This window comes from Mycobacterium sp. NGS51, from assembly GCF_059812525.1.
This window is the reverse complement of the sequence record NZ_JCALCV010000027.1, coordinates 33,546-57,386: the sequence shown is the minus strand read 5'-3', so window position 1 is coordinate 57,386 and position 23,841 is coordinate 33,546. Positions and strand designations below refer to the sequence as shown.

Genomic DNA, 23,841 nt, shown 5'->3' with positions numbered 1-23,841 from the left:
GACGCATACCCGGTTTTGCGCACGCTCGCCGAGACGTCAGCCCCGGTTCAGCAGCTCCTTCTTGAGTACCTTGCCCATCGCATTGCGCGGCAGGCTGTCGACGACGCGGACCTCGCGCGGCCGCTTGTGCACCGAAAGTTGCTGGGCCACATAGTCGGTCAGCTCACCGGTGTCGGCGTCACCGACGACGAACGCGACGATACGCTGACCCAGGTCCTCATCGGGCAGCCCGACGACGGCCGCCTCACTCACACCGGGATGGCCCAGCAGCGCGGTCTCAATTTCGCCGGCCCCGACCCGGTATCCGCCCGACTTGATCAGATCGACCGACTCGCGGCCCACGATGCGATGCATCCCGTCGCCGTCGATCACCGCGGCGTCACCGGTGCGATACCAGCCGTCGGCGTCGAACGCCTCGGCGGTGGCGTCCGGCCGGTTCAGGTAGCCGCCGAACACTGTCGGACCGCGAACCTGAAGCCGCCCAATGGTTTCCCCGTCGCACGCCACCGAGCCGCCGGCGTCGTCGACCAGCCGGGTCTGCACGCCGGGCAACGGCAGGCCCACCCAGCCGGGGCGGCGTTCCCCGTCGGCGCGGGTGGACACCGTGATCAGCGATTCGGTAGCACCGTAGCGTTCGACGGGCGCGTGTCCGGTGAGTCCGACCAGTTGTTCGAACACCGGCACCGGCAACCCCGCGCTGCCCGACACCAGCAGCCGCGCCGGCCGTAGTGCCTCGGCTGCGGCGGTATCGGAAACGACCCGCGACCACACCGTCGGCACACCGAAATACAGCGTGCCTCCCGCTGCGGCGTAGCCCTCGGGTGTGGGTTTTCCGGTGTGCACGAAGCGGTTTCCGACCCGGAGCGAACCGAGCAGACCCAGCACCAGGCCGTGCACGTGAAACAGCGGCAATCCGTGCACCAAGACGTCGTCGGCGGTCCACTGCCAGGCCTGCGCCAACGCGTCCAGATCCGCGGCGATGGCGCGCCGGCTCAGCGGCACCCCCTTGGGCGGACCGGTGGTGCCCGAGGTGTAGATGATCAGCGCAGTGGCCTCGGGCGCCGGCTCGGGATAGCGGTGCCATGAGCGGGCGTGCAACCGCACCGGAATGTGTGGCAGGCCCTCGGGTTCATCCGGCGGCGGACCCAGCCAGGCCTGGGCACCGGAATCGGTCAGGATGTGGCGTCGCTCGGCCTGGCCGACGTCGGCGGGCACCGGCACCACCGGGACGCCGGCGAGCAGGCAGCCGGTGACCGCCAGCACCGTCGCCGCGGTCGGGGTGGCCAACACCGCAACGCGGCCGGCGCCGCCGACTCGCTCGGCCACCGACGTGGCGGCGCCGACCAGGTCGCTGCGGCTCAACGTCACGGCGCCGATGTGCACGGCGTCACCGATATCCGTGGCCGCTGCGGGGTTCAGCGAGGTCAGCAGCACGTGTGCGAGATTACCGGGCGCAACTCATGCCCGGTCCAGTCGCTCGAGGGCAAGGTCGGTGATGGAGTGCGGGAATGCCGCGAGCATGTCGTCACCGTCCTCGAGATGCCAGATGCCCGAGAGTGCAGACCACGACGCGATCCAGCGCAACAGGTCATCGCGGTCGATGTCGGCGGTGCCGGCCACGATATGCAGGCGCACGTCGAAGTTCGGGACGGCGTCCTCGGGCGTGAAGTTGGTGAAGATGTTGCAGTAGTCGAACTCTCGGGGGCCCACGATTCCCTTTGGGTCGATGGCCAACCACCCGCGATGCGCGCCGTCGAGCACGTTTTCGTGGTGTAGATCGCCGTGCAGGAGCACCGGCCTGGCGTCGCGTTTTAAGAGCTGGTGCGCAATCCGCCTGACCTGGTCGAACCGGGGGCTGGTATCGGCGAACAAGGACGCGAACCAACCACGCAGGGACGGGAATTCAGTCAAGCTCTCGGGAGTGTGGCTGTGGAGCCGGGCTGCTACCGCGCACAGCGCCCGTGTGGCAGCGATGTCGTCGATCACCCGCGAACGCAGCGTCGCCCCCACCCGTTCCAGCACCATCGCGTTGCCGTCGCGTGCGAGTAGCCGGACAGCGCCGCGCCCATCCCATTCCTCCAGTGCTCGCGCGCCGGCCAGTTCCTCCGGTTCGTTTGTCACCTTCAACAATGCCGGTCGTCCCTCGAAGGTGACCGGTGCGACCACCGATGCAAGAGATGGCCACGGCGGCCCGTCGGGACGTACCCCAAGTCGGATCAGCGCATCGTCGACCTCCGCGGTCGACGGCTTCGGCATCAGCGGCACCCGACCATGATTCCAAGTCGCGGCTACTGGCGTGGCGACTAATATTAATGAATAATATCCGTTAAATAGTCCCCGACGGAGAGGCACCGAGGTGAACGACGAGCGGCGGAGCCGCGGGCCACGTAACCGGCAGCGTGAGCGCGTGCTTCAGCTGGTCCGTGACCACGACGGACCGGTCGACGCGGCTGAACTCGCCGCGCAGCTGGAGTTGCACGTGACCACCGCGCGCTTTCACCTCGACGCGCTGTGCGACCAGGGCGTCGTCGAGCGCACCCGCATCGCCCCGACCGGCGTCGGCCGTCCCCGTACCGGCTACATCGCGGTGCAGGGCCAGCTGGACTACCAGATCCTCGCCGAAGTCCTCGCACTGGAGCTCGGCGACACGGCCGACAAACGCCGGCGCCGCGCCCAGCGCGCCGGGCGGCGCTGGGCCGAGGGCATCACCGCCCGCTCCGCGGCGGATCCACCAGCAGCACAAGCGGGTGATGTGCTCGATCGCCGGGCACAGCGAACGACAGAGGTTTTCCAGCGGATGGGTTTCGGGCCGGAGCTGATCTCTACCGCAAGCACCCATCGGCGCACGATCCGGTTGCACGGCTGTCCGGTGCGCGAACTGGCCGCCGCACACCCGGAGGTCGGCTGCGCGCTGCACCTGGGACTGCTCGAGGGTCTCGTCGCCGACCGGCAAAGTTCAAGGCTGCAGGCCGAACTGCAACCGTTTGTCGAACCGGAACTGTGCATCGCGCACGTGATCGCCAATGACTGACCTGCAGGTATTACCGGAGCAGGACTGCGCGGACCTGACGAATCGCGCCGATGTCGAGGCATTGCTGCGACGATTCTATGGCCGCGTGCTCGACGACGACGTTCTGGCTGAGCCCTTCAGCGAGGTGCGCGCCCGGGGTCTGGACACGCACATACCGAGGATGTGCGACTTCTGGGAGACGGTGCTATTCCGCGCCGGTCTCTACAAAGGCAGTGCGCTGCACGCGCACCGCCACGTCCACGACAGGACTGAGTTGTCCGGCGGCCACTTCGTCCGCTGGCTGACGACGTGGCAGAACACCGTCGACGAGATGTACAGCGGGCCGGTCGCCGAGCAGGCGAAGGTCCAGGCCACCCGGATCGCCTGGGCCATGCATCGGCGACTGACCGGCGCTGACGCACCGGACCTCGACGCCCTGCTGAAGCGTTGACGGAGCCGCCCGCACTGGGGTGGCCAAAAGTCCTTTCGACCTGAGGTCTTCCTGCTCTGGGCCGGCCGGTGAGCGCACGGCAGCCTAAGAGTGACACCAGTTTCTGCACTGCACCGAAGGTGGCACGGCCGATGAATGCGCACTTTCCCGATAGCGAGGCGATCCGGACAGTCCTCACGCTGGCCGGCCGGGCGCCGTCGATCTACAACTCGCAACCCTGGCGTTGGCAGGTCAGCGACGACGCGCTGGACTTGTTTGTCGACCCGGATTTGCAGTTGCCCGGCGCCGACCCGGACGGCCGGGAGCTGATTCTGAGTTGCGGTGCGGTGCTGAATCATTGCGTGATCGCGCTTGCCGCGCTGGGCTGGCGCGCCCGCGTGCACCGACTGCCAGACCCGGAGAACCCCGATCATCTGGCGCGGATCGAAGTGTGTTGCTGTGACGTCGATCAGGTCGATGTCATGCTGGCGGCGGCAATCCCGCGGCGGCGAACCGATCGGCGAATCTACAGCTCCTGGCCGGTGCCCGACGGCGACATCGCGCTGATGGGAGCGCGCGCCGCCCGGACCGGCGTGATGTTGCGCCGCGTCGACCCGGTGGACAAGCTCAACAAGATTGTCGCGCAGGCGGTCTGGCGCCACGTCAGCGACCATGACTATCTCGCCGAACTCACCGCGTGGAGCGGGCGGTACGGCTCGGTGGCCGGCGTGCCGGCACGCAACATACCGACGCCCACCTCGGCTGCGGTGATACCCGGGCGGCTGTTCGCCGGTCCTGCACTGGCGCAGCCGCCCGGCGTCTCCCCCGCCGAGGACAACGCGATCATTCTGGCGTTGGGCACCCAAGCAGACGACCGGTTGGCCCGCCTGCGCGCCGGCGAAGCCACCAGCGTCGTGCTGTTGACCGCCACATCGATAGGTTTGGCCAGTTGCCCGGTCACCGAGCCGCTGGAGATCGCCGAAACCCGCAACGCGATCCGCGCAGATGTGTTCGGCGCCAGCGGATATCCGCAAATGTTGCTTCGGGTCGGCTGGGCGCCGGTCAACGCCGATCCGTTGCCGTCGACGCCGCGTCGCGCAGTCAGCGACGTCGTCGAGTGGCGAAACGTGTGTGAGCAACCTGCTTTCGCATAGCAAGCCTCTTGGCATCGTGGTCGGCGCCGGCTACAGATGGCTTGCCCGCACGGTCAGCACTGGGCAGTCGACCGGCCTATCTGAATCGCAGCCCCGCATGCCGGTCACGAATACCTCTATCGAATCCGCGTTTTGGGCAAGGTAGCGGCGAAGGCTGCCACGCACGACGGTCGGTTCGATCGCCACGTCGGGGTACAGCCGTGTCCAGCGGGCGATTTGACGGCTCAGATGCGCTCGCGCCAAATGTTTTCCGTCGCCGATGTCTTCGGGTACCTCTGGACGCCATGCCGCGACCGCGCGCAGCGGCACTCCCCGTAGCTGCGCCTCTTCGAAGGCATGGTGCAGCGCTACCCCGTTGTCCACCTCGACCAGGATGCTGCGCTGCTCGAGGTTGACCGCCGGGCCGCGGGGCACACCGATGACGGCCACCGGGCATTGGGCCAGCGCGGGCAGGACCGCTGCGACGGAACCGGCACCGCGGCATGCGTGTTTAGTGCCGATTGAGCCGACGCAGACCATCGCAGCAGACCGCGACTCTTCGGCCAACTTGGCGAGCGGTTTGCCGGTCAGCGTCGCGGTTTCGATCTTGACCGGTTTTCCGGTGGCCTCAACGGCGCGCTGCGCGCGGTACAACACCGTACGCGCAGAAGCGAATTGACTGTGACCGGAACCAGCGGCAGACAAACCCGCCGGATCGACGACGTACACCAGACGCAGCGCGATATCCCGGCCGACGGCCTCGTCGACCGCCCAGAGCGCCGCCTGGATCGCGGCCCTGGATCCGTCGACGCCTACCACAACTGCAGGAGCTGAACAAGAGTCACACATCGCGATCACCTTTGGCCCGAAGGCTCAACGTATTTCCTGATGATCACGTTAGGGGCGCAGGGCGGGGCCGTTGAGGGCCGTTTGTCACTTCACGGTCGGCATTGGTCCTTCTTGCGAGGTTTGCTGTAGCGCAACCGACGTCGCAACGGCATGATCGGGCGAAACGAGAATCCGGCGCGGCGCAGGGCCGCAACTAGTTAAATACAGGGCATTCCGTCCACCGACCAGAAGGGTCTTCGGTATGGCAACCGAACCGGCAGAGGCGCAGCGCTCAACCGCGGCCACGTCAGAGCCGTTGATCGGCAAGGGCTGGGTCCAGGGTGTGGCCCTGGTGATGATCTTCGGCTTTCTGGTGATGGGCATCCTAGCCTACCGCACCTACACCGCCTCGATGCCGATGCCCGACAAGGTGGTCAGCGAATCCGGTCAGCCGCTGTTCACCGGTGCCGACATCACCCGCGGGCAGGAGCTGTTTCAGGCCCGCGGCCTGATGGAGTACGGGTCGGTGCTTGGGCATGGCGCCTACCTGGGACCCGACCGCACCGCCGAGTACCTGCGCATGGCGACCGATAAGGTCGCTGACCAGTGGCGGGCGCAAGGTATCACCGACCCGCACGACCGGGTGGTGACCGAGTTCCGGACCAATCGCTATAACCCCGACACCAAGACGCTGGTGTTCACCGACCGGCAGGCACGGGCATTCGACGACATTCAGCAGCACTACGCGACGTACTTCGGTGAGGACTCCACGAAGTACGGCTTTCTGCCGCACATGATCACCGACAAGGCTCAGATCCATGACCTCACCGCATTTTTCGCATGGACGGCATGGGCCGCGGCGGCCGAACGGCCAGGCCACAGCTACACCTACACCAACAACTGGCCGGCGGAGAAGCGCGTCGACAACGGCCCGACCGCTCAGGTCATCGTATGGTCGGCGCTGTCACTGGTCGCGCTGCTCGGCGGGATCGGGATCATGTTCGCGGTCTACGGACGCTGGAGCCAGAAGATCGGTTGGCACGGCGACGCAACCTCGTCCACGCTGTCGTTCCGCGAGCCGGGCGAGGTGAGCCTGACGCCGGCACAGCGCGCCACGATCTGGTTCTTCGCCATCGTGTCGGTGCTGTTCTTGGCGCAGACACTGGTCGGCGCCGCCGCCCAGCACTACCGGGCCGACCTGTCGACCTTCTTCGGTCTGGATCTGGCCCGGGTGCTGCCGTACAACCTGGCGCGGACCTGGCATGTGCAGCTGTCGCTGTTCTGGACCGCGGCGGCGTTTCTGGCCGGCGGCATTTTCCTGGTGCCGTTCATCGCCCGCCGCGAACCGCGACGACAGAGCTGGCTGGCTTACGGGCTGCTGGGTGCGGTCGCGGTCGTGGTGTTCGGGTCGCTGATCAGCGAGGCACTGTCGATCTACGGCGTGATCCCTCCTGGCGGCCTGCTCTCCCAACAGTGGGAGTACCTCGACCTGCCGCGGCTGTGGCAGATCCTGCTGTGCGTCGGCATGTTCCTGTGGATCGTGATCATCTGGCGCGGCATGCGAACCCGGCTGCGCACCGAATCGAAGATGAACCTGCCGTGGCTGTTTTTCTTCGCCGGCCTGGCCATCCCGGTCTTCTACACGGTCGGCCTGCTGGCCGGCAGCGCAACTCACTTCTCGGTCGCCGATTTCTGGCGGTTCTGGGTGGTGCACCTGTGGGTGGAGGATTTTCTCGAGCTGTTCACCACCGTGATGGTGGCCTACATCTTCGTGCTGCTCGGGGTGGTACGCGAACGGATCGCGCTCGGGGTGATCTTCCTCGACGTCATCCTGTACTCCGCCGGCGGTGTGATCGGCACGATGCACCACCTGTACTTCTCCGGCACCCCGGTCGAGCACATGGCCTTGGGTGCCTTCTTCTCGGCGGCCGAAGTCATTCCGCTGACCTTTTTGACGGTAGAAGCGTGGGCGTTCCTGCAATTGGGATCCCGTCAGCAGGCCGGTGATGCCAAGCCGTTCCCGCACCGCTGGGCAGTGCTGTTCCTGGTTGCCGTCGGGTTCTGGAACTTCGTGGGCGCCGGGATTTTCGGGTTCCTGATCAACCTGCCGATCGTGTCTTATTACCAGATCGGCACTGCGTTGACGGCCAACCACGGTCACGCGGCCATGATGGGCGTCTACGGCATGTTGGCCGTCGGTTTGGCGATGTTCGCGTTCCGATACGTGATTCCGGCCGACAAATGGCCGGAAAAGTGGGCTCGGATCTCGTTCTGGGGAATGAACCTCGGGTTGGCGTGGATGGTGTTCGCGACGCTGTTGCCCCTCGGGGTGCTGCAGCTGTACCACTCGGTCAACGACGGCTATTTCGAAGCGCGCTCGCTGGGTTTCATCGCCCAGCCCGGCAACGCGCTGCTGGAATGGCTGCGGCTGCCCGGTGACGTCATCCTCATCGTCGGTGGGGTGCTGCCGTTCGTCTACATCGCATTGCTGGCGTTGCGCCATTTCCGGTCCGGCTCGGTCGCCGACGAGTTGCCCGAGCATCCGCTCTACACCGAATTGACCACCGCGGCCAAAGAGCCCGCGGCACCGGCGAAGGAGTGACGATGACAACGCCGACGGGATCGGTGTGGCTGGTCGCCGGCTACGCGCTGGTGCTGGTGGCGATCGCCTGGGGCTTCGACACCATGGCGAAGCGGGTGTCGAAGCAGGCCGCGCGCTGGCGCACCGGGAACTTCGTGTACCGCCCCGACCACGACGCCTGGGTCTGCCCGCAGGATCACTGGCTGTGGCCGACGTCGTTCGATCCGCAACACCGGGTGATGCGGTATCGGGCGCTGCCCGTGGTGTGCAACAGCTGTCCGGTGAAGTCCACGTGTACAACGTCGGATCATGGCCGGGAAATCAACCGTGACATCGACCCGTGGCCGCACTCGGATGCCGGCCGCTTCCATCGTGGAATCGCCTGTTTTGTGGCCGCACTCGGGGTGATCATGCCGCTGGCGATGCTGATCGGCCGGCACAGCGCCTTCGATCTGCTGGTGCTGGGTGGCGCCGCTGCACTGGTGGTGACCGCTGGGCTGCCGCTGGCCCGACATTTGTGGAACTCGCCGTCAAACGCCCCGGAATACCTGCCGCACCGAACGGGCCTGGAAGATCAGGTGGCTGTCGCAATCGACCGGTATTCCACCCGGTGGGGCAGCGATTGGGCGCAGAAGGAGGACAGTCCCCAGTGACTGGTGTGGTGATCGTCGTGGTGTTGGCCGCGCTGGCAGCGCTGGTGGTGCTGGCGTTCTTTTCGCTGGTGGTGCTGCGCGAGTACGAGCGCGGCGTGGTGTTCCGGATGGGTCATGCCCGTCCGCTGTATCAACCCGGATTGAAGTTTCTGATCCCGTTGGCGGACAGGATGATCCGGGTGGATCAACGGGTCGTGACGCTGACGATCCCGCCGCAGGAGGTGATCACCCGGGATAACGTGCCGGCCCGAGTGAACGCAGTGGTGATGTTTCAGGTCGTCGACCCGTTGAAAGCCATCCTGGCGGTGGAGAACTTCGCGGTGGCGACCTCGCAGATCGCCCAGACCACACTGCGCTCACTGCTCGGCCGCGCCGATCTGGACACGCTGCTGGCCCATCGCGAAGACCTCAACAGCGACCTGCGCACGATCATCGAAAAGCAAACCGAGCCCTGGGGTGTCAAAGTGCGGGTCGTCGAGATCAAAGATGTCGAGATTCCCGAGTCCATGCAGCGAGCGATGGCGCGCGAAGCCGAGGCGGAACGTGAGCGTCGCGCCAAAGTCATCAACGCGCGCGGTGAGCTGCAGGCCTCCGAGGAGTTGCGCGAGGCGGCCGAAACGCTGTCGAAAAGCCCAGCGTCACTTCAACTGCGCTACCTGCAAACCCTGCTGGAATTGGGCGCCGACCAGAACTCGACGGTGGTCTTCCCGCTGCCGGTTGACATCATCACCCCATTCTTGAAACACCCAGAGGTGTTGTCGGACATCGCAGACTCCCTGGGCGAGCGTCACTGACCGGTCGGGCCTAATGGCTCCACTGGAAGGACCAATGGCCCTTACCTCGGCCGGATTTGCAGGGAATGCTTGAAGGCAGGTAGAGATCGGAGGTCCAGATGCCTGCCACGATGGTAGAAACCGAAGTCATCAAAGATGCGGTGCGCTTAGCCTGCCGCGCCCCGTCGCTGCACAATACTCAGCCATGGCAGTGGGTCGTCGACACTGACGAACTGCAGCTGTTCCTCGATCCGCGCCGGGTCATGCTCTCGGATCGCTCGGGGCGAGAAGCACTGATCGGCTGCGGGGCTGCGCTCGACCACCTTCGGGTGGCCATGGCTGCCGCCGGGTGGCAGGCGCATGTCGAGCGGTTCCCAAACCCCAACGACCCCAACCATCTGGCGTCTGTTCACTTCACCCCGATGGAATTCGTGACCGACGCACATCGTCGCCGCGCCGACGCCATCCTGCTGCGGCGCACCGACCGACTTCCGTTCCTCGGGGCAATCCGATGGGAATCGTTTGAGCCAGTGCTGCGCAACGCCGTCGACGGCGATGCCGTGTACCTCGACGTCGTGCCCGACGAACTGCATTCGTGCCTGGCGGAGGCTTCCCAGCTTGCCGAGTCACTGCGCCTCTATGATTCGCGGTATCACGCCGAACTGGGCTGGTGGACAGCGCCATTCGAGGCATCGGAGGGCATACCCTACAGTGCGCTGGTCTCCGCGGCCGAGGGCGACCGGGTCGACGTCGCTCGGGCCTTCCCGGTCACGCACCAAAGCGAACGGCGGACGGGAATCCCGGAAGACGAAGCGACGATTCTGCTGGTGTCCACCGATGACGACAGTCGGGCCGCCGCACTGGCATCCGGCGAGGCGCTCTCCGCGATCCTGCTGGAATGCACGATGGCCGGTTTGGCTACCTGCACGGTGACTCACATCACCGAAGTCCGGGCCACCCGCGAGATGGTCGGCGCGTGCATGGAACGCGAGGCGGTGCCGCAAATCCTGCTGCGGGCCGGCATCGCGCCCGCGATGGAAGAGGTACCACCGCCCACGCCGCGACGACCGCTCAACGAAGTCTTGCGGGTAGATGCCTGAGCAGAGCTTGCTATGAGCGGTCCTTGCGCCGGCCTGGTTTCCGACCCACAGTGTTGGATATGAGCCCGAGTAACCCAGATCAGCCGGCCGCCGCTGCCGCGGTCAAGATCTTTCTGGTCGACGACCACGAAGTTGTTCGGCGCGGCCTTATCGACCTGCTCAGCTCCGATCCGCAACTGGAGGTGGTGGGCGAGGCCGGATCGGTTGATGAGGCGCTGGCCCGAATTCCCGCGGCACAACCTGATGTCGCGGTTCTCGACGTGCGATTGCCCGACGGCAACGGCATCGAACTGTGTCGCGATCTGCTGTCCCGGATGCCTGATCTGCGCTGTCTGATGCTGACCTCATACAGCTCGGACGAGGCGATGCTCGACGCGATTCTGGCCGGCGCCAGTGGATACGTCGTCAAAGACATCAAGGGCATGGAGTTGGCCCGCGCCATCAAAGATGTCGGCGCCGGGCATTCGTTGCTCGACAATCGCGCCGCGGCGGCGCTGATGGCCAAGCTTCGCGGCGAAGCCGAGCGACCCGATCCACTGTCCGGGCTCACCCAACAGGAGCGCGTGCTGCTTGATCACCTGGCGGAGGGGCTGACGAACAAACAGATCGCGGACCGGATGTTTCTGGCCGAGAAGACGGTGAAGAACTACGTGTCCCGGTTGCTGGCCAAGCTGGGCATGCAACGGCGGACCCAGGCGGCGGTCTTCGCCTCCAAGCTCGAACGGCCGCGGCGTAGCGATGGATAGCACTCCCCCACTGCGCGACACCCTTTCTCAGCTACGGCTGCGGGAACTGCTGACCGAAGTGCAAGACCGCGTCGAACAGATCGCTGCCAGTGGTGACCGCCTCGACGGGCTGATCGAGGCAATGCTGGTGGTCACCGCCGGCCTGGAACTGGATGCCACCCTGCGCTCGATTGTGCAAACCGCCACCCATCTCGTCGACGCGCAATACGGCGCCCTCGAGGTGCACGACCAGTCCAAGCGCGTGTTGCAGTTCGTCTACGAGGGTATCGACGAGGAAACCTTCCGCAGCATCGGTCAATTACCCCAGGGCCGTGGCGTCGTGGGCCTGCTCATCGACGAGCCCAAACCTCTTCGCCTGGACAACATCGCCGATCACCCTGCGTCCGTGGGCTTTCCGGAGAACCACCCGCCCATGCGGACCTTTCTTGGTGTGCCCATCCGCATCCGCGACACCGTGTTCGGCAATCTGTATCTGACTGAGAAGGCCAACCGGCAACCATTCACCGAGGATGACGAGGTCTTGGTGCGGGCCTTGGCGGCGGCCGCTGGCATCGCGATCGCCAATGCCCGCCTCTACCAGCAGGCCAAGGCCCGTCAAGCCTGGATCGAATCGACCCGCGACATTGCCACCGACTTGTTGTCGGGCACCGAGCCGGCGGCGGTCTTCCGGCGCGTGGCCGAAGAGGCGCTCAAGCTGACCGGCGCCGACGCGGCGATGATCGCCGTTCCCGCCGACGACCACACCGCCGGCGACAGCGTGGCAGAGCTAGTGGTCGTCGAAACCGTGGGCGACGCCGTCGCAGCTACCGCAGGAGAGGCGATTCCGCTGGCGCACAATGCGGTCGGCGACGCTTTCATCAAGCGTGATCCGCAGCGCGTCGAACGGATCGAGTTCGACGGTGTCGACGGCGCGAGGCCGGCGCTGGTGCTGCCGCTGCGAGCCTCCGATACCGTAGCCGGTGTTGTCGTGGTGCTGCGCGAGGTCAAATCGACACCGTTCACCGAGGAACAACTCGACATGATGGCCGCGTTCACCGACCAAGCTGCGTTGGCGTGGCAGTTGGCTACCACCCAGCGCCGGATGCGTGAACTCGATGTACTGACCGATCGAGACCGCATAGCCCGCGATTTACACGACCACGTCATCCAACGGCTCTTCGCGGTCGGCCTGGCGTTGCAGGGCACCATACCCCGGACCCGCGATTCCGCAGTCCAACAACGCCTCTCGAGTGCCGTCGATGATCTGCAAGCGACCATCCAAGAGATTCGGGTTGCCATCTTCGACCTGCACGGTGGCCCGCCCGGAGCGACTCGGCTACGGCAGCGTCTCGACAACGCCATCACTCAGTTCGCGGATGCGGGCGTGCGCACCACAATCCAGTTCGTCGGGCCGCTTTCGGTTGTCGACGCCGGACTGGCCGATCACGCGGAAGCCGTTGTGCGCGAGGCGGTCAGCAATGCCGTCCGCCATGGCAGCGCTTCCGAGGTGTCCGTCGATGTCAAGGTCGAGGACGAGTTGGCGATCGACGTCGTCGACAACGGGAGCGGCCTGGCCGGGCCGGTCACCGAAAGCGGCCTGGCGAACCTGCGTCGTCGTGCCGAGGACGCCGGCGGCGCGTTTGCCGTTGACAACGCCGAAGGCGGCGGGGTCGCGCTGCATTGGTCGGCGCCGTTGCCGTGAGCACCTTCGTCCGGCCGGCTGGCCCAGACCGCAGCGGTCGCAGACCCGACCGATTAGGTTGACGTATGTGAACAGCGACCGACGTGGTTCCGCGTTCGCCGACCCGGCCGGTGTCGGCCGGTGACCGCAGAGCATTCGCAACTTGACGAGCTGCGGGCAGCTCGAGACCAGCTGGAACAGCTGGAGCAAATCATCGTCGAGATCGGTTCCGATCTGGACTTGGCCGCGACATTGCACCGAATCGTCAATACGGCGATGGAGTTGACCGGCGTTCGCTACGGAGCGCTGGGCATCCGCGGGTCCGACGGCGGCTTGTCGTTCATGCACGTGGGCATTGACAATGACACAGCGCGGCGGCTCGGGGACCTGCCGGTAGGCGACGGTCTTCGCGTCGATGATGTGGGTGGTCATCCGCAGACCGCCCGGCTGCACGCACACAATCCGCAGCTGCGGGCGCTGCTCGGAATCCCGATCACCGTCCGGTCAACTGACTTCGGAAACCTCTACCTGGCCGACGATCGGCCCGGCCGGGTGTTTTCCGCGTTCCAGGAGGGCGCCGTACGGGTATTGGCCTCGGCGGCAGCCGTCGCGATCGACAATGTGCGGCTCTTCGAGCGCGAACGCGAATCGGCGAAATGGACGAAGGCCAGTCGCGAGATCACCAGCGCGCTGCTGTCTGGCGATCCGCAGACGGGACCATTGCAGCTGATCGTGAGCCGAGCGCTGGAGTTGGCTGACGCCGAGCAGGCGATCTTGCTGGTTCCCAGCGAGCCCGATCTGCCGGCCTACGAAGTCGACACCCTGGTCGTGGCCGCTACGGCCGGCCGGTATTCCTCCGAGGTGATCGGTCGGCAAGTTCCGATGGACGGCTCCACCACGGGTGGTGTGGCGCGCCGGGGCATCCCGCTGATCACTGATTCGTTCCAATACCCGATCCAGGGATTCACCGATGTCGGTGAACGCCCGGCCGTTGTCATTCCGCTGATCGCGGACGAAGCGGTGCTCGGTGTCATCGCTGTGGCGCGCAACCCGCAGCAGCCGGGGTTCGGCAACGACTACCTGGAGCTCGTCAGTGACTTCGCCCGGCACGCGGCTATTGCGCTGGCATTGACGGCAAGTCGCGAACATGCGCTCAATCAGCAACTCGCCCAAGCCGACACCGTCGATGACGCAGTGCACGCCGCGGTCGATGAACTGCGTCGACTGTGGCGGGCCCGCCGGGTCCTGGCCGTCGCCTTCGGCACCCACACCACCGCCCCGGAAACCGCACCGGACGTGGTGTCCGTCGGCGAGCCCGCGCGTTGGGACGATCTGCCGTCACAGACAAGAGAGCTGCTCAGCTCGTTGTGCGACGGCGACCTACTCGCCCCCTACACCGCAACGCCGGGGGCTGCGGGTATCGCGCTGCAGCATCCCGAAGGTGTGCTCGTCGTGTGGATCGACCTGGCCGAAAACCGGCCGTTCACCCTCGAGGACCAGACCCTGCTCACAGTGCTGGCAGGCCGCCTGGGCCAGGCTCTGCACCGGCTCCACCAGGTTGACCAACAGCGCGAAACCGCGCTGGCGTTGCAACATGCGATCCTCGGCCCCGCCGATCTACCCGGCGGGTTCTCGGTGCGCTACCAGGCGGCCAGCCGGCCCTTACAGGTCGGGGGCGACTGGTACGACGTCGTCGATTTGGAGGACGGGCGCATCGCGTTGGTTGTCGGCGACTGCGTCGGCCATGGCCTTGCCGCGGCCACCGTGATGGGGCAGTTGCGCAGCGCCTGCCGCGCCCTCCTGCTCGACCAACCCAGCCCTGGTGCCGTTCTCGCGAAGCTGGACCGCTTCGCCGCGCGGCTACCCGGTGCCCAATGCACCACCGCCGTCTGCGCGGTGCTCAAACCCGACACCGGCGAACTGGTGTACTCCAACGCCGGGCATCCGCCGCCCATTTTGGTCCACGCCGATGGCACGAGCCGGGTGCTCGACGACGGCCACACCATCCCGTTGGGAATACGACCCGACCGGCCCCGCCCGGAAGCGCACATCACCATCCCCCCGCGTGCGACGCTGTTGCTGTACACCGACGGTCTGGTCGAACGTCGCCGCAGTTCCCTGGACGTCGGCATCGGCCGCGCCGCCACCCTCGTTCAAGACGGCCGCGCCGCCACGCTGGAAGAGTTGGCCAACCAGATCATGTCGCGTCTCGCGCCGAACGGCGGCTATCAGGACGACGTTGTGTTGCTGCTGTACCGCCAACCTGCCCCGCTGGAGATGAACTTCCCCGCGCACGTCAGCCACCTCGCGCATTCCCGCGCCGCCTTGCGCAGCTGGTTGACCCGAGCCCAGGTGGACCCGGACCAGGTTTATGACCTGCTCGTCGCCGCCGGCGAAGCCGTCGCCAACGCCATCGAGCACGGTCACCGCAATAGTCCGGAGGGCGAGATCAGCCTGCGCGCGACCGCACTGGTCGATCAGGTGCAGTTGACCATTACCGACACCGGCTCGTGGAAGACGCCACAGCCGGAGAAGAATCCCCACCGCGGCCGGGGCATCACGCTGATGCGAGCGCTTACACACGACGTCACCATCGTCCCCGACAGCGCCGGAACAACGGTTCACTTATCCGCGAGGATCACCTGATGCCCACATCGCTGACACTCGATACCGCGCGCGACAACGACGGCCGACTCGTGCTGGTTGCGGTGGGAGAAATCGACCTGAGCAACGTCGAGACATTCACTAGGGCGCTCACCACGGCCATCACCGAAACTGCCGGCAGCGCCGAGAAGCTGACTGTCGACCTCAGTGCGGTCGAGTATCTCGACAGCGCCGCGATCAACGTTCTGTTCAATTACGCCGAGCACATCCATCTGATCGTCCGGCCCCTGCTGATCCGGGTCCTCACCGTCAGTGGCCTCACCGAACTGACCACCGTGGAACCCGCTTCGCCGAAAGCAGAGCGCTGACGTCGGCGACTGTGACAGGGATGCCAGTCAGCGGTTCTTCTTGGCAACCGTGAGCAGGATCGACGAATCCTCCATTGCACTGAGTCCATGCACGGCATTCGGCAGGACGAGCAGGTCACCGGTGCGGCCGATCCAGTCACTTTGGTCGCTAGCGAGGCGGACCCGGCCACTCAGCACATAAATCGTCGCTTCGTCGAGGTTGTGGTGCTCGTCGAGCGCATGACCTTGCCGCAGCGCGATAACGGTCTGCCGCAAGACTTGTTCGTGGCCGCCGACCACGGTGGCCGCACTGCGCCCGCTGTTTTCGGACTTGGCGCGGTCCAGTTGATCACGAGCCAGCGCAGTCAGCGAGAATTTCATCATCTGGTGACACCCATCATCAGCGGGGCGCAGCTTCGGCACTGACCACTGTAAGGGCTACCGGCGACCAAGCGGAACGAAGTGACCTAGGCGCTGGGCTCGGCGGCCAACAGCGTGCGCAGCACGTACTGCATGATGCCGCCGTGCCGGTAATAGTCAGCTTCGCCCGGGGTGTCGATGCGGACCACCGCATCGAACTCGACACCGCCGGCTTTGACGTGCATGGTCTGCGGGATCGAGTCGTTGAGCGCACCGACGCCGGTGATCTCGAAGGTCTCTTCGCCGGTGAGGCCGAACGTGTCCGCGTTCTGGCCGTCGGGAAACTGTAATGGCAGCACTCCCATTCCGATCAGGTTCGAGCGGTGGATGCGTTCGTAGGACACCGCGACCACCGCGCGTACGCCGAGCAGTAACGTGCCCTTCGCCGCCCAGTCCCGCGACGAACCCGATCCGTACTCCTTGCCGGCCAGAATCACCAGCGGCGTTCTCGCGCCGGCGTAATGAACTGACGCGTCGTAGATAGTGGTCACTGGGCCGTCAGGTCGAGTGAAGTCGCGGGTCCACCCGCCTTCGGTGTCGGGGGCGAGTTGATTGCGCAACCGGATGTTGGCGAAGGTGCCGCGGATCATCACCTCGTGGTTGCCGCGTCGCGACCCGTAGGAGTTGAAGTTTTTGCGTTCAATCCCGTTTTCGGACAAATACTTTCCGGCCGGCGAGTCGACGCGGATGGACCCGGCCGGGCTGATGTGGTCGGTGGTGACGGAGTCGCCCAGTTTGGCCAGCACCCGCGCGCCGGTGATGTCGGACACCGGTTGCGGCTCAGGGTTCATCCCGTCGAAGTAGGGCGGTCGGCGCACGTACGTCGAATCGGGATTCCACTCGAAGGTGCCAGTTTCGGGTACCGGCAAAGAGCGCCAATTTTCGTCGCCGGCGAACACGTCGGCGTAACTGGCGGTGAACATCTCGGCCTGCAGATGGTTGTCGACAACCTCGGCGATGTCGGCTGTTGTCGGCCAGATGTCGCGCAGGTACACCGGTTCGCCGTCGCTGCTTACCCCCAGCGGCTGTGACGTCACGTTGATGCGCATGGTGCCGGCCAGTGCATAGGCGACCACCAGCGGCGGGGAAGCAAGGAAATTCATCTTGGTCTCGGGGTGGATGCGGCCTTCGAAATTCCGGTTGCCCGACAGCATCGAGCAAACCGTCAAATCGTTATCGGTCACCGCTGTGCTGACCTCTGGGATCAGCGGGCCGGAATTTCCGATGCAGGTGGTGCAGCCGTAGCCGACCAGGTTGAAGCCCAGTTTGTCCAGATACGGTGTCAGGCCGGCCTTTTCGTAGTAGTCGGTCACCACCCGCGAGCCTGGGGCCAGCGAGGTCTTGACCCACGGCTTGCGGCTCAGACCTCTTTCGACTGCGTTCTTCGCCAGTAGGGCCGCGCCCACCATCACCGACGGGTTGGAGGTATTCGTGCACGAAGTGATCGCGGCGATCACCACATGCCCGTTGTCCAACTCGACCGCGCTGCCATCGGCGAGTGTGACGTGCACCGGCGCCGAGGGCCAGTCGCCGTCCTGCGAGACAGCGGGTGGGTGCGGCTTGTCGTGCGGCCCATCGGCGCTGATCGCAATCGGGTCGCTGGCCGGGAAGGACTCCGCCGAGGCCTCGTCGAGGCCGTCCAGCGCTTCCTCGGTGGTTTGCGCGCCGGCAAGCAGCGCGCTCACCGCCTGTGGTGCGACGCGCAGCGGGATGCGGTCCTGCGGACGCTTCGGCCCGGCGATCGACGGCTCGACGGTGCTCAGATCCAGTTCGACGGTCTGGGAGAACGTGGGCTCGTGACCGGCCTCGTGCCACAGGCCCTGTTCTTTGGCGTAAGCCTCCACCAACCGGATCCGCTGCTCGGAGCGTCCGGTCAAGCGCAGATAATTCAGCGTCACTTCGTCGATCGGGAAGATCGCGCAGGTGGCCCCGTATTCGGGACTCATGTTGCCGATCGTTGCCCGGTTGGCCAACGGCACGTTGTCCACTCCGGGCCCGTAGAACTCGACGAACTTGCCCACCACGCCGGTGCGGCGCAGTAACTCGGCCACGGTCAGCACCAAGTCGGTGGCGGTGGTGCCGGGTGGGAGTTCACCGGTCAGTTTCAGCCCGAGGACCTGCGGGATCAGCATGCTCATCGGCTGACCCAGCATCGCGGCCTCGGCCTCGATGCCGCCCACGCCCCAGCCCAGCACGCCGAGGCCGTTGACCATCGGCGTGTGCGAGTCGGTGCCGACCAGCGTGTCCGGGTAAGCCTGTGGTCCGCCGGGCCCGTCGCGGGTGAATACGACCCGGGCCAGGTACTCCAGGTTGACTTGGTGGCAGATCCCGGTGTCCGGCGGCACCACGCTGAAGTCCGTGAAAGCCTGCTGGGCCCAACGCAACAGCTGGTAGCGCTCGGCGTTGCGCTCGAACTCCAGATCGGCGTTGACACGGAACGCGTCTGCCCGGCCGAAGACGTCGGCGATGACGGAGTGGTCGATCACCAGCTCGGTCGGGCACAGCGGATTGATCCGGTTGGTGTCGCCGCCGAGGTCGGTGATCGCGTCTCGCATCGCCACCAGGTCGACGACGCACGGCACGCCGGTGAAGTCCTGCATCAACACCCGCGCTGGTGTGTACGCCACCTCCCGCCCGTGCGCGGCCGTCGGATCCCACGCCGCCAGCGCCTCGACCTGTTCGGCGGTCACCAACCGCCCGTCCTCATTGCGCGCCAAGTTCTCCAAGAGCACCTTGAGGCTGTAGGGCAGGCGTTGCGTCCCGTCGATGCGGTCCAACCGATGGATCTGGTAACCGGTGCCGTCGACCGTGAGCCGATCGCGGGTGCCAAAACTGTTCGAGGTCAAGGTAACGTCTCCCGCCTTAGGCCCCCACCACCAGGGACAGACCGCGACGGTCACGAGCTGCCTTGCGTTTGCTGCTGGCCACCAAGCGAGCCACTGCGGTCTCGATACCGCGGGCGAGCTCTTCGACGTCGGGCACCGCGTCGAAGTCGGCAAGAATGCCAAAGAACAGGTCGTCGGCGTAACTGAGCATGGCTACCCCGGTCCGCAGTTGCATCGCGATCGGCGGCACCGGCATCACACCAACCACCGTGCGGCCCATGATCTTCAACGGCTCGCGCGGTCCCGGCACGTTCGTCGCCAGGGTGGTCACCCCGCGCTGCGGTAGCCGGGTCAAAAACCGTATCGCCCACGACGTCAACGCGAACGGAATGACGTTGGCCACCGACACGGCGGCGCTGCCGGCCTGTCGCTGGCCGTTCGACTTGGTGCGGGTCAACCGGGAATGCACCAGCCGCAGCCGACGGATCGGATTTTCCACCTCGACGGGTAGATAGGGCAGCATCACCGAGACGCGGTTATCGGTCTTGCCGAAGGCGTCGGCCGAGCGCATCGACACCGGGACCAGTGCCCGCAGCGAATCGGGTAGTGGCTCCTCGCCGCGCTGGGTCAGCAGCGCCCGGTAGCTCTCGGTCAGTGCGGCCAGCGCGACGTCGTTGATCGTGACGTCGAATGCCTGACACACCTGCCGGATGTCGTGAAGTGAGACGTGTGCCGCGCTGTAGCGGCGCAGGTTGCCCATCGGTCCGTTCAACGACGACGACGTCGGGCGCAACAGACCCGCGGCGATTTCAGTCGCCCCCCGAACGGCGCGGGCGGCAGCCACCGTCATTGCAGCAGACGTGTTCCACAGCCCGTTCATCCAATTCAACGGATTGACCACGCTGGCCAGTGCGGCTGCCCAATCGTCGACGGGCTCAGGCTCTTCCCTGGCGGCACGAATATGGCTGGCGAAGCTTTTGCCCACTCCGCCGTCGGACAGGCCGGCCAGCATGTGTGCGGTGGCGATCCCGTCGGCGATGCAGTGGTGGATCTTCATCAGCATCGCCCACCGATCGTCGGCCAGCCCTTCGATGACCCAGATCTCCCACAGCGGACGACTGCGATCCAGCCGCCTCGCCATCAGGTCGGCGATCAACCGAAACACCTCCGGCTCGTCACCGGGCCGCGGCACTGCAATACGCCGAAGGTGGTGGGCGAGATCGAAGTCGGGATCGTCGACCCATTCGGGCGCGCCGAGGTCGAGCGGCCGCAGTCGCAGCCGCTGCTTGAATCGTGGACAGGCGGCGATGCGCTCGGCCATGGTCGTGGTGAACGATTCTCGATCGGGTGCCGGCCCCTCCAGAACCGCGAGGCCGCCGATCGCCAGACTGACCCGCGGATCGGAATCTTCGGCCTTCAAGAAACCCGCATCGAGTGTTGTCAGTTGCTCCACGGCTCGGCCCTCCACGGCATGTGCTACGCGTAGTACAACTATCTCGCTGTCCATGCCTGCTGAGCAGGGCCATAAGTCCTCAGTTAAGCGGTCTGTGCCGTGCGAAAGACATATGACGCGACGGTGATGAGCTTGCCGTCGGCGCCCTCGTCGTACAGCAACACGCGTACAGCCACAATCCCGGTAGTGCCCGCGATCGGCTGACCTTCGGCCCTGAATGGACCGACCTTGCCGCGAGCGAGAAACATAATGTGCGACGAAAGCCCCTGCAGCCGATCGGTTCCGACGAGCTGTGCAGCACTGTCGAGCGCTGCGGTCTCCAGTGCCACGAACTGCGGCCCCACGTGCAGTGCGGCGTCCGGGGAGGCCACCTCCGCCGACAGTTCGGGTAGTGCCCAAAAGCCGTCCGCTCGCCGGTGCGCACCGAAAACCTGCCAGAGCGGCGGAAGGTCGGGGGAGTCGACGACCTCGATCGGTTCGACAGTCATCTTCCCCAGTCCCTCCGGCGGCACGCCGATACTGACGCCCTGGCCCTCTGTTAGCGCGAGGACCCGGTCGTGGTTGTCCGCGTCGACAATGCGGGAACGGCTGTAGGCCATTCGTTGTCCGCGTTTGAGGTCTTCGGTGATGACTTCGAAGCGCGAGACGTCGCTTCCCGGATCGAGCACCTGGCAGGAATGAATCACCGGGTTGGGCACCGCCTCCATGTCTGTGACAAGGCCACCTTCGGGCGCAGCAATGCCGAGAACGGCAAAGAGTATGCCCCCGGCGGGATTTCGCATGTCGTGTCGCACAGTGACGGTGTCGTCGCCTGGACCGAGGTTCATCGAGGCGTGGCCTCGCCCTATATAGCGATAGCTCAACAGGCCGCCCCAGCGCCGTTGCAGCTCCTGCGCATACGCGGCGGGATCCGAAGCCAGCTCACGGATATCTCGAAGCAAGTGTCCCGTCTCCCTTCAGCATGCCCACACTATCTGCCTTCGCCCGTGTTATCTGAACATCTGCGCTCAGTTCCACACCACGTCGAGGCGAGGCGTCGAACGGAACATCCCGAATCCCATGTGCGACTTGCGCTCCCGGAAGATGTTGCATGCCTCGGGATCCTCCCACCGGGTTTCGCCGAAATGGCTTGAAAACCTCGCGATGATGTGATAGTGGGCCTTAGGTTCAGCTACACCGGCTGCGAGATCAGCCGCTGGTGGGACTCATTGTTTCTCACGAGGAAGGAAACAATCATGAGGTCCCGCGGTTCGCCCGCCAGACCCCTTGGCGGGCACCAACTTACAACCCGCTGCCCAGCATTGCGGACACGCACTAACCATTCACCGCGGAAGGGCATCTGCGGTGCGGAAGGAACATCATGAAAACTATCCTGGCCGGGCTCACGGTAGCCGCCATCGCTCTACAGATGACCCCGGCTCACGCCGCTCCGTACTTCACGCAGAACTCCTTCGATAAGTTCACCGTCAACAACGGCGAGGTCACCGCGCAGGGTGCGGCCCACTGCGAGAACCCCCAAGTCGCGCCCACGTATCTGACCATCACCGCCGCCGACACCACCCCCACCGGGAAGCTCGCGACGGCTGAGCTGGACCCCTCCCGCACCCAGGTAACCAGCGTCGAGATCACCACCCCCCAAGGGCCCAAGTTCTGGCACTACCGGGTCGCCACCCCCGGTGTGGCGGGAACACCGGGCAGCGCCAGCGTCACCAAAGCCGCCAATGGCGGTTTCGCGGTGGTGGGCACCATCGCGGTCCAACAGGGTGCCGCCTCGGTGGGAGCGCCTGTGCCCTTTGAGATCGACGTGATGTGCTGATGAGAATTACTGTGCTGGCGTCACTGGCTGCCGTGACGTTTCTGACTTTCCCGCCGCTTGGCCGAGGGTCCCGGCGCCTGTCGTTACGGCCTTCACGATTTCAGTAGCTGCCCAGTCACGGGATGGTGACGTTCAGTCCGCACGTCAACAGCTCGACTTCCGGTGGTCGACGCTGGTGATCCTCCTCGTCGCGGCGGCCGTTTCCGTGGTACTGCTGACCACCCTCGTGAAGCTGCGAGCCCCCTTCGGCCTGCTGGTAGGTGGGGCGGATTTCTTGGTTTACCGCGACGGCGGTCGCCATCTTCTCCAAGACCTGCCGCTGTATGCCACGCCCCTCGGCTGCTGCAAGCTCTGGTACATCTACCCGCCGTTCTCCGCGCTTATTTTCGTGCCGTTTGGCTGGTTGCCCGATGGCGCAGACATTCAGATCTGGCTGGCCATCAACGTCGTGCTGCTGATTGCGAGCGTGATGCTGTGCTTTCGGATACTGGGCTACCGAATCACCTCGTACCTGGCCGGCGTCTCCGCGCTGCTCGCGCTTGCCTGCGCGTTTCTGGAACCGGTTCGCACCACGCTGTTCTACGGGCAAATCAACCTGCTGTTGATGCTGATGGTGCTCTGGGACGCCTCGCGCGGGGAGCGCAGCCAAGTCAAAGGGATCGGCATCGGCCTCGCGGCGGGCATCAAGCTCACGCCCGCCTACTTTGTGCTGTACTACTTGCTCTTACGCCAGTGGCGAGCCGCCGGGGTCGCCGTCGCCACGTTCGCCGCGACAATCGGGCTGGGATGGCTGGTGTTTCCCAACGACTCGTGGCAGTACTGGAGCGGACAGTTCCTCGACACCAGCTGGCTCGACTGGCTCGACAAGCACCTCTTCGACGCCGGCAACCAATCCGTCCGCGGAGCCATTGCCCGTCTCACCGGAGAGGCCCCCTCACCCTGGTTGTGGGGCCTGGCCAGTGCGTGCGTGGTGGCACTCAGCATGTGGATCGCCGTGCGCCTGTACCGCCGCGGAGAACTCCTGCTCGCGGTCACTGTTGCAGGGTTGAGCTCCTGCGCGGTGGCACCGTTTACCTGGCACCACCACTGGGTGTGGTTGGTACCGATGATCGTTTACCTCGTAAATCGGGCGTTGACCAACTCATGGTGGTGGGTCGGGGTAGCAACATTGCTCGCGGTGATGGGTGCATGGCCGTATTCATTTCCGGGTGACCGATGTCAACTTTGTGTACCTGCCGAGCCGCGCATCGGTCTGTTCCTATTCGCGCCGATGTTGGTTCGATGGCAGCCCCTGGTGAATCTGCACCTGATCGTCTATGCCGCCCTGCTGATCGTTGCGGCCCTCATCGCTAGCCGTCTGAAACGCGCCGGTCGCCACGGCCCGCCGCGGGCGGGAAACATTTCCGACGAGCCAGCCGGCACCGACAGCCCGCCTTGAAAGCTTGTCAGGGACAAGTCAGAT

Annotated in this window: 20 protein-coding genes; 13 read left to right on the top strand and 7 right to left on the bottom strand. The window is 65.5% G+C overall.

All coding sequences use genetic code 11. The features are described 5' to 3' along the window. Positions 1 to 36: 36 nt before the first annotated feature. Together AC5Y5W_RS23820 and AC5Y5W_RS23815 are read right to left on the bottom strand one after the other, a co-directional pair. Positions 37 to 1,434, bottom strand: coding sequence for an acyl-CoA synthetase (locus AC5Y5W_RS23820; RefSeq protein WP_500013485.1), 1,398 nt, complete (start codon positions 1,432 to 1,434; stop codon positions 37 to 39). 24 nt (positions 1,435 to 1,458) lie between these two features. Continuing rightward, positions 1,459 to 2,256 (bottom strand): aminoglycoside phosphotransferase family protein, encoded by a 798-nt coding sequence (locus tag AC5Y5W_RS23815; RefSeq protein WP_500013487.1) that lies wholly within the window; start codon positions 2,254 to 2,256, stop codon positions 1,459 to 1,461. A gap of 100 nt (positions 2,257 to 2,356) precedes the next feature. Here AC5Y5W_RS23815 and AC5Y5W_RS23810 point away from each other — a divergent pair, with 100 nt between their 5' ends. From AC5Y5W_RS23810 to AC5Y5W_RS23800, 3 genes are all read left to right on the top strand, one after another. Further along, entirely contained in the window at positions 2,357 to 3,031 is a 675-nt protein-coding gene (locus tag AC5Y5W_RS23810; protein WP_500013489.1) for a helix-turn-helix transcriptional regulator, read from the top strand. Next, positions 3,024 to 3,461 carry a group III truncated hemoglobin gene (locus AC5Y5W_RS23805; protein ID WP_500013491.1) on the top strand — a complete coding sequence of 146 codons (438 nt, stop codon included), beginning with the start codon at positions 3,024 to 3,026 and terminating at the stop codon, positions 3,459 to 3,461. Before AC5Y5W_RS23810 ends, AC5Y5W_RS23805 begins: the two co-directional genes overlap by 8 nt. A gap of 131 nt (positions 3,462 to 3,592) precedes the next feature. Next, complete coding sequence (locus AC5Y5W_RS23800; protein ID WP_500013493.1) at positions 3,593 to 4,594, top strand: Acg family FMN-binding oxidoreductase; 1,002 nt, start codon at positions 3,593 to 3,595, stop codon at positions 4,592 to 4,594. 30 nt (positions 4,595 to 4,624) lie between these two features. Here the strand turns inward: AC5Y5W_RS23800 and AC5Y5W_RS23795 are convergent, their stop codons facing one another. Next, complete coding sequence (locus tag AC5Y5W_RS23795; protein WP_500013495.1) at positions 4,625 to 5,422, bottom strand: universal stress protein; 798 nt, start codon at positions 5,420 to 5,422, stop codon at positions 4,625 to 4,627. Between the two features lie 241 nt (positions 5,423 to 5,663). Here AC5Y5W_RS23795 and AC5Y5W_RS23790 point away from each other — a divergent pair, with 241 nt between their 5' ends. From AC5Y5W_RS23790 to AC5Y5W_RS23755, 8 genes are all read left to right on the top strand, one after another. Continuing rightward, complete coding sequence (locus AC5Y5W_RS23790; RefSeq protein WP_500013497.1) at positions 5,664 to 8,003, top strand: nitric-oxide reductase large subunit; 2,340 nt, start codon at positions 5,664 to 5,666, stop codon at positions 8,001 to 8,003. Between the two features lie 2 nt (positions 8,004 to 8,005). Beyond that, on the top strand, positions 8,006 to 8,635 hold the full coding sequence (locus AC5Y5W_RS23785) for a hypothetical protein (protein WP_500013499.1): 630 nt from the start codon (positions 8,006 to 8,008) through the stop codon (positions 8,633 to 8,635). Next, the gene (locus AC5Y5W_RS23780; RefSeq protein WP_500013501.1) at positions 8,632 to 9,429 is read left to right on the top strand and encodes a slipin family protein; all 798 of its coding nucleotides are present in this window, start codon (positions 8,632 to 8,634) and stop codon (positions 9,427 to 9,429) included. Before AC5Y5W_RS23785 ends, AC5Y5W_RS23780 begins: the two co-directional genes overlap by 4 nt. Positions 9,430 to 9,527: 98 nt before the next feature. Then, entirely contained in the window at positions 9,528 to 10,508 is a 981-nt protein-coding gene (locus AC5Y5W_RS23775) for an Acg family FMN-binding oxidoreductase (RefSeq protein ID WP_500013503.1), read from the top strand. A 59-nt stretch (positions 10,509 to 10,567) separates the two neighbouring features. Beyond that, complete coding sequence (gene dosR, locus AC5Y5W_RS23770; RefSeq protein WP_500013505.1) at positions 10,568 to 11,254, top strand: hypoxia response regulator transcription factor DosR/DevR; 687 nt, start codon at positions 10,568 to 10,570, stop codon at positions 11,252 to 11,254. Continuing rightward, positions 11,247 to 12,935 (top strand): sensor histidine kinase, encoded by a 1,689-nt coding sequence (locus AC5Y5W_RS23765; RefSeq protein WP_500013507.1) that lies wholly within the window; start codon positions 11,247 to 11,249, stop codon positions 12,933 to 12,935. Before dosR ends, AC5Y5W_RS23765 begins: the two co-directional genes overlap by 8 nt. Before the next feature lie 120 nt (positions 12,936 to 13,055). Continuing rightward, the gene (locus tag AC5Y5W_RS23760; RefSeq protein WP_500013509.1) at positions 13,056 to 15,560 is read left to right on the top strand and encodes a SpoIIE family protein phosphatase; all 2,505 of its coding nucleotides are present in this window, start codon (positions 13,056 to 13,058) and stop codon (positions 15,558 to 15,560) included. Next, entirely contained in the window at positions 15,560 to 15,886 is a 327-nt protein-coding gene (locus tag AC5Y5W_RS23755) for an STAS domain-containing protein (protein ID WP_500013510.1), read from the top strand. The genes AC5Y5W_RS23760 and AC5Y5W_RS23755 overlap by 1 nt, the downstream gene beginning before the upstream one ends. Positions 15,887 to 15,913: 27 nt before the next feature. On the opposite strand, the gene AC5Y5W_RS23750 is transcribed toward AC5Y5W_RS23755, so the two are convergent. The 4 genes from AC5Y5W_RS23750 to AC5Y5W_RS23735 all read right to left on the bottom strand — a co-directional run bounded on the left by AC5Y5W_RS23750 (position 15,914) and on the right by AC5Y5W_RS23735 (position 21,504). Continuing rightward, positions 15,914 to 16,249 carry a cupin domain-containing protein gene (locus tag AC5Y5W_RS23750; protein WP_500013512.1) on the bottom strand — a complete coding sequence of 112 codons (336 nt, stop codon included), beginning with the start codon at positions 16,247 to 16,249 and terminating at the stop codon, positions 15,914 to 15,916. Between the two features lie 83 nt (positions 16,250 to 16,332). Beyond that, positions 16,333 to 19,131: an aconitate hydratase gene (locus AC5Y5W_RS23745; RefSeq protein ID WP_500013514.1), complete on the bottom strand. Its 2,799-nt coding sequence runs from the start codon at positions 19,129 to 19,131 to the stop codon at positions 16,333 to 16,335. A gap of 16 nt (positions 19,132 to 19,147) precedes the next feature. Continuing rightward, positions 19,148 to 20,563, bottom strand: a complete 1,416-nt coding sequence (locus tag AC5Y5W_RS23740; RefSeq protein WP_500013516.1) for a WS/DGAT/MGAT family O-acyltransferase — start codon at positions 20,561 to 20,563, stop codon at positions 19,148 to 19,150. Positions 20,564 to 20,646: 83 nt separating this feature from the next. Then, positions 20,647 to 21,504, bottom strand: coding sequence for a hotdog family protein (locus tag AC5Y5W_RS23735; protein ID WP_500013518.1), 858 nt, complete (start codon positions 21,502 to 21,504; stop codon positions 20,647 to 20,649). A 419-nt stretch (positions 21,505 to 21,923) separates the two neighbouring features. Between AC5Y5W_RS23735 and AC5Y5W_RS23730 the strand changes: the two genes are divergently transcribed. Together AC5Y5W_RS23730 and AC5Y5W_RS23725 are read left to right on the top strand one after the other, a co-directional pair. After that, positions 21,924 to 22,379, top strand: coding sequence for a hypothetical protein (locus tag AC5Y5W_RS23730; RefSeq protein WP_500013519.1), 456 nt, complete (start codon positions 21,924 to 21,926; stop codon positions 22,377 to 22,379). 175 nt (positions 22,380 to 22,554) lie between these two features. Continuing rightward, on the top strand, positions 22,555 to 23,817 hold the full coding sequence (locus AC5Y5W_RS23725; protein WP_500013520.1) for a glycosyltransferase 87 family protein: 1,263 nt from the start codon (positions 22,555 to 22,557) through the stop codon (positions 23,815 to 23,817). The last annotated feature ends 24 nt before the right edge of the window (positions 23,818 to 23,841 follow it).

Bases quoted from the DNA above. Each gene is read 5' to 3' on its own strand.
- AC5Y5W_RS23815 (WP_500013487.1), bottom strand. From the start codon at position 2,256: ATGCCGAAGCCGTCGACCGCGGAGGTCGACGATGCGCTGATCCGACTT.
- AC5Y5W_RS23805 (WP_500013491.1), top strand. From the start codon at position 3,024: ATGACTGACCTGCAGGTATTACCGGAGCAGGACTGCGCGGACCTGACG.
- AC5Y5W_RS23800 (WP_500013493.1), top strand. From the start codon at position 3,593: ATGAATGCGCACTTTCCCGATAGCGAGGCGATCCGGACAGTCCTCACG.
- AC5Y5W_RS23795 (WP_500013495.1), bottom strand. From the start codon at position 5,422: ATGTGTGACTCTTGTTCAGCTCCTGCAGTTGTGGTAGGCGTCGACGGA.
- AC5Y5W_RS23790 (WP_500013497.1), top strand. From the start codon at position 5,664: ATGGCAACCGAACCGGCAGAGGCGCAGCGCTCAACCGCGGCCACGTCA.
- AC5Y5W_RS23785 (WP_500013499.1), top strand. From the start codon at position 8,006: ATGACAACGCCGACGGGATCGGTGTGGCTGGTCGCCGGCTACGCGCTG.
- AC5Y5W_RS23775 (WP_500013503.1), top strand. From the start codon at position 9,528: ATGCCTGCCACGATGGTAGAAACCGAAGTCATCAAAGATGCGGTGCGC.
- dosR (WP_500013505.1), top strand. From the start codon at position 10,568: ATGAGCCCGAGTAACCCAGATCAGCCGGCCGCCGCTGCCGCGGTCAAG.
- AC5Y5W_RS23765 (WP_500013507.1), top strand. From the start codon at position 11,247: ATGGATAGCACTCCCCCACTGCGCGACACCCTTTCTCAGCTACGGCTG.
- AC5Y5W_RS23755 (WP_500013510.1), top strand. From the start codon at position 15,560: ATGCCCACATCGCTGACACTCGATACCGCGCGCGACAACGACGGCCGA.
- AC5Y5W_RS23750 (WP_500013512.1), bottom strand. From the start codon at position 16,249: ATGATGAAATTCTCGCTGACTGCGCTGGCTCGTGATCAACTGGACCGC.
- AC5Y5W_RS23730 (WP_500013519.1), top strand. From the start codon at position 21,924: ATGAAAACTATCCTGGCCGGGCTCACGGTAGCCGCCATCGCTCTACAG.